This is a genomic window from Phormidium sp. CCY1219 (genome assembly GCF_055795085.1).
Map to the genome: position 1 here is coordinate 1 of NZ_JAYFEQ010000277.1, position 9,033 is coordinate 9,033.

The window sequence follows — 9,033 nt, forward strand, 5'->3', positions numbered from 1 at the left end:
AAATTATTGGGGAGATGGATTGGGGGAGGCGGAGCCTCGGGAGGGACGTTCCCAGGCTGAGCCTGGGAACGAGTTAACGAGTTACGAACGAGTTACGAGTTAAATTATTGGGGAGATGGATTGGGGGAGGCGGAGCCTCGGGAGGGACGTTCCCAGGCTGAGCCTGGGAACGAGTTTTAAGAAGTTAAAAAACACATATTGTACCAGAAAAAAAGCCATGAAACGAGTCATGTTTGTCTGCAAAAGAAACTCCTGCCGTTCTCAAATGGCAGAAGGATTTGCGAAAACCATAGGAGGGGGAAAAATTGCCGCTACCAGTTCTGGACTAGAAGCGAGTCAAGTGAATCCCACGGCGGTGGAGGTGATGTCAGAAATTGGGATAGATATTAGCAACCAAACCTCAGATCCGTTAAGCGATTTTAACCCGGAAGAGTTTGATGCGGTGATTTCCCTATGCGGTTGTGGGGTGAATTTACCCGAACCTTGGGTATTGCGAGGGGTGTTTGCGGATTGGGAATTGGAAGATCCGGACGGGAAACCGTTAGAAACCTTTCGCCAAGTGCGAGATGAAATCAAAGACCGAGTAGAAAAATTAGTAGATTCTTTGACAAAAACTGGAGCAAAGGCATGAGTACCAAAGTAGAAATTTTAGGGTCGGGATGCAAAAAGTGCCACCAATTGGAAGAGAATGCCAAAAGCGCGATCGCGCTTTTGGGCATTGAGGCAGAAATAGCCCATATTACCGACCAAATTGAAATTGTCAAACGCGGCGTGATGTCCACTCCCGCTTTAGCGGTGAATGGCAAACTGGTGAGCAAAGGGAGAGTCATGTCACCCGAGGAAATCAAAGATTTATTGCAGTGAAAACCAAGGGAGAGGGGAGAGATGCGGGGAGTCAAAAAACTCGCCTTTCTCCTCGGGTAGGATTATGGGTGAATTGCCCATAAGGAAGGCAAAATGATGTTCGATCCGTTTTATCCGTTTGATTGGCTTGCGACGCAAATTGTAGAGAAACTGTTTGGGTTATCTCTAGAGTCGCATTTGGGGGCGAGCTTGCATTTCTTTTTCTATGACGTGCCCAAAGTGCTGAGCTTGCTGCTGACGATTAGTTTTGTGGTGGGAACGTTTCAGAGTTTTTTGCAACCGGAAAAAGTACGGGATTGGCTGGGGGGAAAGCGCACCGTGGTGGGGAATAGTATGGCGGCGGGGGTGGGAATTGTCACGCCATTTTGTTCCTGTTCGGCGGTACCGTTATTTATTGGATTTTTAGAAGCGGGAGTGCCGCTGGGGGTGACATTTTCCTATTTAATTTCTGCCCCGATGGTGAATGAAGTGGCGGTGATATTGTTGTGGGGGTTGTTTGGGTTGAGAGTGACGGTGATGTATATTGGGTTTGGGGTAATATTAGCGATCGCGGCGGGATATGCGATCGGTTTGCTCAAACTCGAACCCTGGGTAGAACCGTTTGTCTGGGAATTGCAGAAAATTCGGCAAAAAGAAGGGACAGAGCCAAGAGAAATTGAGGAAATAGAGTTAACCTGGAAGCAGGGATTGGAGCAAGGACAATATCAAGCCACAGAAATTGTAAAAACCGTGTGGCCTTATGTGGTGGGGGGAATTGCGATCGGGGCGGGAATTCACGGCTATGCGCCGGAAGATTTAGTCGCGCGAGTAGCGGGTGCGGGCAATCCCCTAGCAGTACCGATCGCGGTAGTGATGGGGGTACCGCTTTATGCCAATATTGCCGGCGTGTTGCCGATTACCGAGGCATTAGTCAGCAAAGGAATGGCCTTGGGAACCGTGCTATCGTTTACAATGGCGGTCACGGCTTTATCGTTACCCGAAATCGTCATTTTGCGGAAAGTGTTGCGCCCGCAATTGTTAGGGGTATTTATCGGATTGATGACAATGGGCATTGTCAGTGTGGGGTATTTGTTTAATGCCGTGCTGTAGGAATTAAGTAGGGGCAAAGGATGGTTCCGAGGAGGAACTGGGAAAACAAAATCCAGAGAATTATCGGTGTTGCGCCCTGGGGAAACGAGACATCGGATCCGACACCAACCAACCCGGGGGGGGGTGAAGCGCCAGGGAGGCGATCGCGGGGAATGGGGATCCGAGGCGTGAGAATTGTAAAATTTTTTGGAAGATTTTGCCCGAGGCATCGGTTGGATGGGGAGGAAGTTGTGGGGGCAATTGGCTCAGAATGGGGTAGGAGAGTCAGGGGAAAAAGAGGCGACGCTGTGCGGCAGAAAGCTAAGCAAATTGGCAATTTCAGCCAGAGAAGAGTAGGCAAAAATCGCCACCACACCGACACAGGGTTGTCAGGGGAAGAAGCGATGCAGAGAAACGGTGGCGAGATCGGGTCAAAAGTGCGTGGAGTGGGATAGAATCTGGCGTCGGTGGGGGAAACGGTGCTTTTAGAGGAAGTTTTGAGTTTATTAACCTTATCTTTACCGTGAAGCGGTATGCTTCAATCGTTATCCTCTCCAGTCAAACGAAAAGTTTGCGACAAACGTTATGATTTTGCGTCTCAATCCAATTAAATCTGCCCGTTTGGGTGCGTCTTTATCCGCCGCAGCGATCGCCTTGGCTTTAGGGGCTTGCAGTGGCGCACAGACCGAAGGCACCGATATGGGTGCTGACATGGGTGGGGCTGAAACCACCGACAAACTCGCCCTTGCCGAACCCGTCACCCTTAACGGTGCCGGTGCATCTTTTCCCGCCCCGATTTATCAGCGCTGGTTCCAAGATATGAATCAGCAATATCCGAACTTGCAGGTCAACTATCAGTCTGTGGGTAGTGGCGCAGGGGTGCGTCAGTTTACCGCCGGCACGGTAGATTTCGGCGCGTCTGACGTAGCGATGACCGATGAAGAACTGCAAGAAATGCAGAAAGGAGCGCTGATGCTGCCGATGACTGCGGGCAGCATCGTCCTCGCCTACAACCTCCCGGGGGTGGAAGACGGATTACAATTGCCGCGCGCAGTTTATACCGACATTCTGCTGGGGAACATTCAGAATTGGAATGACCCGCAAATTGCCGAAGTCAATCCCGATGTGAACCTGCCGGACCAACCGATTACTGTGGTTCACCGGTCTGATGGCAGCGGCACCACTGGCGTTTTCACCAAACACCTGAGCGCGATTAGCCCGGAATGGGAAAGTCAAGTCGGAGCCGGGAAAACGGTAGAATGGCCCACTGGGGTGGGGGCGAAAGGCAATGAAGGGGTGACCGCTCAGATCCAACAAACTCCCGGGGCGATCGGCTACGTGGAGTATGGCTACGCGAAAAACAACGATCTGAATGTGGCTGCGCTGGAAAATCAAGCGGGCAATTACATCATGCCGAGCGAAGAAACGGCGGCGAGTACCCTGGATGCCGTGACCCTGCCGGAAAATATGCGGGCGTTCATTACCGATCCCGAAGGGGAAAACTCTTATCCGATTGTCACCTACACTTGGCTGTTGGCCTATGAGAATTATGAGGATCCGCAAACCGCTAAAGCGGTGGAGGCGGCGATCGAATACGGTTTGACGAAAGGCCAGGAAGCGGCTTCTCAACTTGGCTACATTCCGCTGCCGCCGAGTGTCAGAGAAAAAGTGGCGGCAAAAGCCGACCAAATCAGCCCAGAATACGACATTGAAGTGAGCGAATAATTCAATTGTTGTATCCGCACCAGGACAATTCGTTCCCCGGTGCGGATGCACTCCACCAAGCAGCCCTCACTGTTTGCTGGGGTTCGCTCCCTTGTTTGCATAGGTTCGTTATGTAGATTTGTCGAGAATGACTACACCAACTGAATTTCAAGATGCGCCCAGACAGCTCGAACCGCGCCAGAAAACGGAAAGAACCCTCGATAGCGGTTTTGTGTGGCTGACGCGCATTTTTGCCCTGTCTGTGGCGGGGGTGTTAATTTGGACGATCGTCGAGGTGGCGATCGAGTCGGTGCCGGCAATCCGCGAGTTCGGGTTGAGTTTTGTCACCCAAAGCGCCTGGAACCCGGTGAACCAGGAATATGGGGCGCTGCCGATGGTTTATGGCACTTTGGTGTCATCGGCGATCGCGTTATTGCTTGCCGTGCCCCTCGGGGTCGGTACGGCTATCTTTTTAACGGAAGATTTCATTCCCAAATCCATTCGCACCGTGCTGGTCTTTATGGTGGAACTGTTAGCCGCCATCCCGAGCGTGGTCTACGGGTTGTGGGGCATCTTTGTGCTCATTCCCCTGCTGCTGCCGCTGGAACAGTTTCTTTACCAAAATTTTAGCTGGATTCCCCTGTTTTCAACCCCGCCGGTCGGACCGGGAATGTTGCCTGCCGGAATCATTTTGACGATTATGATTTTGCCGATTATTACGGCAATCTCGCGCGATTCGATGGCTTCTTTACCCCCGGATCTGCGCCAAGCTTCCCTGGGACTGGGGGCGACTCGCTGGGAAACTATCTTTCGCGTCTTGGTTCCGGCAGCGTTTTCCGGCATTGTCGGCGGCATCATGTTGGGATTGGGTCGCGCAATGGGAGAAACGATGGCGGTGACGATGCTGATCGGCAATTCCAATGATTTGAATTTTTCCCTGCTCGCCCCGGCGAATACGATCGCCTCTCTGCTGGCGAACCAATTTGCGGAAGCCTCTGGGCTGCAAGTGGCGGCGCTGATGTATGCGGGTCTGATTCTGTTTGTCCTGACTTTAGTTGTCAATGTCTGCGCTGAAGCGATCGTTCGCCAAGTCAAGAAGTTCTAGCACTGCGAAAGGTTCCCCCAATCTCTGCGAAAGTCTGCTCTATGTCGAATCGATTTGAAGAACAACAAGAACAGTTTACTGCGTCTACCACAAGCGGCGGTCTGACTCGCAATTACCAAAGCGGGCGATCGGTGTTTGGTCTGGCGATGACCATCATCTCGGGTGCCTGTTTGCTCGTCACGCTCCTGCCTTTGTTCGCCGTAATGATTTACGTTCTGATTAAGGGATTTAGTCGCCTTAATTTGGATTTGTTTACCCAACTGCCTCCGGCTGCGGGTACGGAAGGCGGTGGCATTGCTAATGCCATTTTAGGCACTTTAATGATGGTGGGCATCGGCGCTGCCATTAGCGTACCCATTGGGGTTTTGGGTGCGGTTTATTTGTCGGAATTCAGTTCGCCCAAGGTGGCTCGCTGGATTCGCTTTGCTACAAATGTCCTCAGTGGCGTTCCTTCGATTATTGTCGGTATCTTCGCCTACGGTATTATCGTCCTGACTACGAAGCAATTCTCGGCGTTTGCTGGGGGTGTGGCTCTGGCGGTTCTCATGTTGCCGATTGTGGTCCGCACCACGGATGAATCCCTGCAAATTGTCCCGCCAGAAATCCGCTGGGCTTCTGTGGGGGTGGGCGCTTCGGAGTACCAAACGGTGTTGCGAGTGGTTCTGCCGGCGGCTTTACCTGCAATTCTTACTGGGGTGACTTTGGCGGTGGCCCGCGCTGCTGGCGAAACGGCTCCTTTGATTTTTACCGCCCTGTTTACCTTTTTCTGGCCTCAGGGCATTTTTGAACCGGCTCCTTCCCTGGCGGTGTTGGTGTACAACTTTGCTACCACTCCCTATGAGAGTCAGCAGGAGTTAGCTTGGGCGGCTTCTTTAATTCTGGTGTTGTTGGTTCTCATTACCAGCATCCTGACTCGTTTGGCCACCCGCAAGAGCATTTACTGACCCATTGCGGTGCCAAATTCCCCCTGACAAGGCGGGGGACTCTCTGGCAAAATGGTAGAATCTGTTACAGATTGCCAAATCGCGGTATGATAGTAGAGACCTGCCATTTTTCTCAGCCAAACCCACCCGCATGAAGTTGTCAGTTTTGCCCGCTACTTAATTTCAAAAATTCCCGCATTCGATACTTCAACTGTTGCGTTGCAGGTCGAGCGTTACATTTATGTATCTGTACGTCCTGACGATTTCAGGCGATCGCACTGCTTGAAATTCCCTGTCGTTTTTAGTGGACTCTAGCTTATCAGTCCAGGTAAATTGTTATGCCATCACAACAGCCAACTGCCGATCCAAACTATTCAACTGACCAAACGACGGAAGCGATTTTACGCACGGAAAATCTCAATATCTACTACGGTGATTTTTTAGCCGTTCGGGAGGTGACAATGGATATCCCGAAAAAAAAGATCACCGGTTTTATCGGTCCGTCGGGCTGCGGTAAAAGTACCTTGATTCGCTGTTACAATCGTCTCAACGATTTGATTGATAGCTTCCATATTGATGGAAAATGCTACTATTACGACCAAAACCTGTATGACAAAGACATCGACCCGGTAGAGGTTCGGCGGCGAATTGGTATGGTTTTCCAAAAACCCAATCCTTTCCCGAAATCCATTTTTGACAATATCGCCTATGGGGCGCGCGTTAATGGGTACAAAGGTGACTTGGATGAGTTGGTGGAAAATTCCCTGCGTCGCGCAGCCCTGTGGGATGAGGTGAAAGATAAGTTAAAAACCAATGGTCTGTCTTTATCCGGGGGTCAGCAACAACGCTTGTGCATTGCCCGGGCGATCGCCATTAACCCGGAAATCGTTCTGATGGACGAACCTTGCGCCTCTCTCGACCCGATTTCCACGATTAAAGTGGAAGAATTGATGCAAGAACTAAAGGAAAATTACACCATCGTTATCGTCACCCACAACATGCAACAAGCGTCTCGGGTTTGCGACTATACGGCATTCTTTAACGCTCAAGTCTCCGACGATGGTAAGCGCTTTGGGTATTTGGTGGAGTACGATCGCACGGAAAATATTTTCCAAAATCCCAAGGAAGAAGCAACTCAACAATATGTCAGCGGGCGCTTCGGATAAGTCCTTTGACGCCCCATCGGCGTCACCCCTGACCACAACCCCGCGACTATGGCAATACCTATCTTTTGGGGGTGCATGAAATCATGGCCACTATGATGAAACTCTAACTTGATTTCCTATCAACCCACTACTTCAGTTTAATTCCCTCGGTCTTTTCTCCCGAAAACAAGGTGGTAGTTTTCCTCTGCCCTTGCTGCTTCCCGGTTCGCCGTTCGAAACCCGAACGCACCTCTAGACTTCCGGAATATCCGCAGGAAAGACCGAGTTCTCTTTGGAAAAATTTTCTCGTTGGCAATGAGTTAATTAACTCTCCCTTCTCGGGGTAGCCTTTTTGTCATGGCTGTTTTTATCCATAGCAATCTGGAAACGGGCAATGGCTTTGTTCTGTTTGACTTCAAAATAACAGATTGACAACAAATAATCCAGGCAGATAGGGACGCGCCAGAGGGTGGCGGTAGGGTCTTTCTCAGGGAAGACTCATTTTGGAATGTTTAAATAAGATAGCATGAGGGCGCATAGCATTCCTCGGAAGTGCGATCGCCTTTTCCGGTAAGGGGTTTCCCGATGCAGGGAAGCGGCGATCGCTGACAATGCTTGATGACGAATTCCTAGATGAGACTTTTACAATGATTCAAACTGCGATCGTACCCTTTCAACGCCAAGTCGGTTCTCCCCTAACCAAAAAACAAATTACCGTTTTGCAAATCAATCTCGGGAAGCGCTGTAACCTCGCTTGCACTCATTGTCACGTCGAAGCCGGACCGAAACGCACAGAAGAACTCGACCCAGAAACTTGCCACCAACTCATCCAATTGATTCAACAATTCGACCAAATTCAAACCATAGATTTAACCGGGGGTGCCCCGGAAATGAACTACGGATTTAAACCCCTGGTGGAAGCCGCCCGCGCCGCCGAAAAAGAGGTTATCGTCCGTTCTAATTTGACGATATTTTTCGAGCCGGGATATGAAGATTTACCGGAATATTTCGCCAAACATCACGTGCGGGTTGTAGCGTCTTTGCCCTGCTATTTGGAACAAAATGTGGATAAAATGCGCGGTTCTGGGGTTTATAAAGATTCCATAGAAGCGATAAAATTGCTCAATCAATTCGGCTATGGCACCGACCCGAATTTAATCCTCGATTTCGTTTACAATCCCCCAGTTCCGACATCGGCGGAACAGTTTGCTTTGCCACCACAACAGCCGAAACTAGAAGCCGCTTATAAAGACTATTTGGCGGAACATTTTGGGATTGTGTTTAACCATTTGTTGACGATTACCAATTTACCCATCGGGCGGCTGAAGTATCATCTAGAACGGAAAAACTTGCTCGAACCGTATCTGCATTTCTTGTCAGAAAACTTCAATGCATCCACGGTGGATCGTCTCATGTGCCGCGAGGAACTGTCAATCGACTATTTGGGCAATGTTTATGATTGCGATTTTAACCAAATGGAGGGAAGACCAGCAAAAACCCCGGAAGGCGAAACCCTCACGGTGGCTAAACTTCTAGAAGTCGGCAGTTTAGATGCGATCGCACAAGTGCGAACCGCTGCTTATTGCTACGGTTGTACCGCCGGCTGCGGGTCGAGCTGCGGTGGCGCTTTAGTCTAATTTCAAGCTATAACGGGGATATAATTTTTTATTGAGGTTGATATGAATTTCAGTTCATATCAATCTCGGTTCAATTCATCGAGTGAGGGAATGATGAACCCCAATCCCCTGTCATCCACTACAGTATGCGTCCGCAAGCTGAAAGTGCTGGCGGATCCCACCCGTTTGGCGGTGTTGCAAATGCTCATGGAAGGTCCCCTGCATGTGAGCGAATTGAGCGATCGCCTCGGGGTAGAACAGAGTTTGCTCTCCCATCATCTGAAGGTACTTCGCCAAACCGGTTTGGCGATCGCCCTTCGCGATGGGAAAGCCGTGTTATATTCCCTCGCCCCCGGCGTCAAACCCGATGCCAAAAATGCCCTCAATCTCGGCTGTTGTCTGCTCTCCTTTGATTGAGCAATTCCCCCGCCATTCCCTCGCCGCCGATTCAAGCAATTTCGTCGGGATTAATGCCGAGTTCTTGTAGTTTTTGTCGCAATATAGCGTTGCGTTGTCGTTGTGCATCGGCTTCTTCCTCCGGCGTCAAAACTAACTCCCCTTCTGGGGTAAAAAAGCGCAATTTCTCATCTAAAATCCCCAAATAAAGC

General features: G+C 50.3%; 9 protein-coding genes. All 9 read left to right on the forward strand.

The genetic code is table 11. From position 1 onward, the window contains the following. Positions 1-217: 217 nt before the first annotated feature. Positions 218-631, forward strand: coding sequence for an arsenate reductase, glutathione/glutaredoxin type (arsC, locus tag AC0QH1_RS03855; RefSeq protein WP_324629545.1), 414 nt, complete (start codon positions 218-220; stop codon positions 629-631). Then, positions 628-864 carry a thioredoxin family protein gene (locus tag AC0QH1_RS03860; RefSeq protein WP_324629546.1) on the forward strand — a complete coding sequence of 79 codons (237 nt, stop codon included), beginning with the start codon at positions 628-630 and terminating at the stop codon, positions 862-864. The genes arsC and AC0QH1_RS03860 overlap by 4 nt, the downstream gene beginning before the upstream one ends. A gap of 93 nt (positions 865-957) precedes the next feature. Continuing rightward, positions 958-1,953, forward strand: a complete 996-nt coding sequence (locus tag AC0QH1_RS03865) for a permease (RefSeq protein WP_324629547.1) — start codon at positions 958-960, stop codon at positions 1,951-1,953. A 564-nt stretch (positions 1,954-2,517) separates the two neighbouring features. Further along, positions 2,518-3,657, forward strand: coding sequence for a phosphate ABC transporter substrate-binding protein PstS (pstS, locus tag AC0QH1_RS03870; protein WP_324629548.1), 1,140 nt, complete (start codon positions 2,518-2,520; stop codon positions 3,655-3,657). 127 nt (positions 3,658-3,784) lie between these two features. Continuing rightward, complete coding sequence (gene pstC, locus AC0QH1_RS03875; protein WP_324629549.1) at positions 3,785-4,741, forward strand: phosphate ABC transporter permease subunit PstC; 957 nt, start codon at positions 3,785-3,787, stop codon at positions 4,739-4,741. 41 nt (positions 4,742-4,782) lie between these two features. After that, entirely contained in the window at positions 4,783-5,685 is a 903-nt protein-coding gene (gene pstA, locus AC0QH1_RS03880) for a phosphate ABC transporter permease PstA (protein WP_442957275.1), read from the forward strand. 317 nt (positions 5,686-6,002) lie between these two features. Beyond that, entirely contained in the window at positions 6,003-6,830 is an 828-nt protein-coding gene (pstB, locus tag AC0QH1_RS03885; protein WP_324629551.1) for a phosphate ABC transporter ATP-binding protein PstB, read from the forward strand. A 626-nt stretch (positions 6,831-7,456) separates the two neighbouring features. Continuing rightward, on the forward strand, positions 7,457-8,446 hold the full coding sequence (gene arsS / locus AC0QH1_RS03890) for an arsenosugar biosynthesis radical SAM (seleno)protein ArsS (protein ID WP_324629552.1): 990 nt from the start codon (positions 7,457-7,459) through the stop codon (positions 8,444-8,446). A gap of 90 nt (positions 8,447-8,536) precedes the next feature. Further along, positions 8,537-8,842 (forward strand): ArsR/SmtB family transcription factor, encoded by a 306-nt coding sequence (locus tag AC0QH1_RS03895; RefSeq protein ID WP_324629553.1) that lies wholly within the window; start codon positions 8,537-8,539, stop codon positions 8,840-8,842. The last annotated feature ends 191 nt before the right edge of the window (positions 8,843-9,033 follow it).

Excerpts from the sequence above, each read along its gene's own strand:
- pstB (WP_324629551.1), top strand. The coding sequence starts at position 6,003 with ATGCCATCACAACAGCCAACTGCCGATCCAAACTATTCAACTGACCAA.
- AC0QH1_RS03865 (WP_324629547.1), top strand. The coding sequence starts at position 958 with ATGATGTTCGATCCGTTTTATCCGTTTGATTGGCTTGCGACGCAAATT.
- pstC (WP_324629549.1), top strand. The coding sequence starts at position 3,785 with ATGACTACACCAACTGAATTTCAAGATGCGCCCAGACAGCTCGAACCG.
- arsC (WP_324629545.1), top strand. The coding sequence starts at position 218 with ATGAAACGAGTCATGTTTGTCTGCAAAAGAAACTCCTGCCGTTCTCAA.
- arsS (WP_324629552.1), top strand. The coding sequence starts at position 7,457 with ATGATTCAAACTGCGATCGTACCCTTTCAACGCCAAGTCGGTTCTCCC.
- AC0QH1_RS03860 (WP_324629546.1), top strand. The coding sequence starts at position 628 with ATGAGTACCAAAGTAGAAATTTTAGGGTCGGGATGCAAAAAGTGCCAC.
- pstS (WP_324629548.1), top strand. The coding sequence starts at position 2,518 with ATGATTTTGCGTCTCAATCCAATTAAATCTGCCCGTTTGGGTGCGTCT.
- AC0QH1_RS03895 (WP_324629553.1), top strand. The coding sequence starts at position 8,537 with ATGATGAACCCCAATCCCCTGTCATCCACTACAGTATGCGTCCGCAAG.
- pstA (WP_442957275.1), top strand. The coding sequence starts at position 4,783 with ATGTCGAATCGATTTGAAGAACAACAAGAACAGTTTACTGCGTCTACC.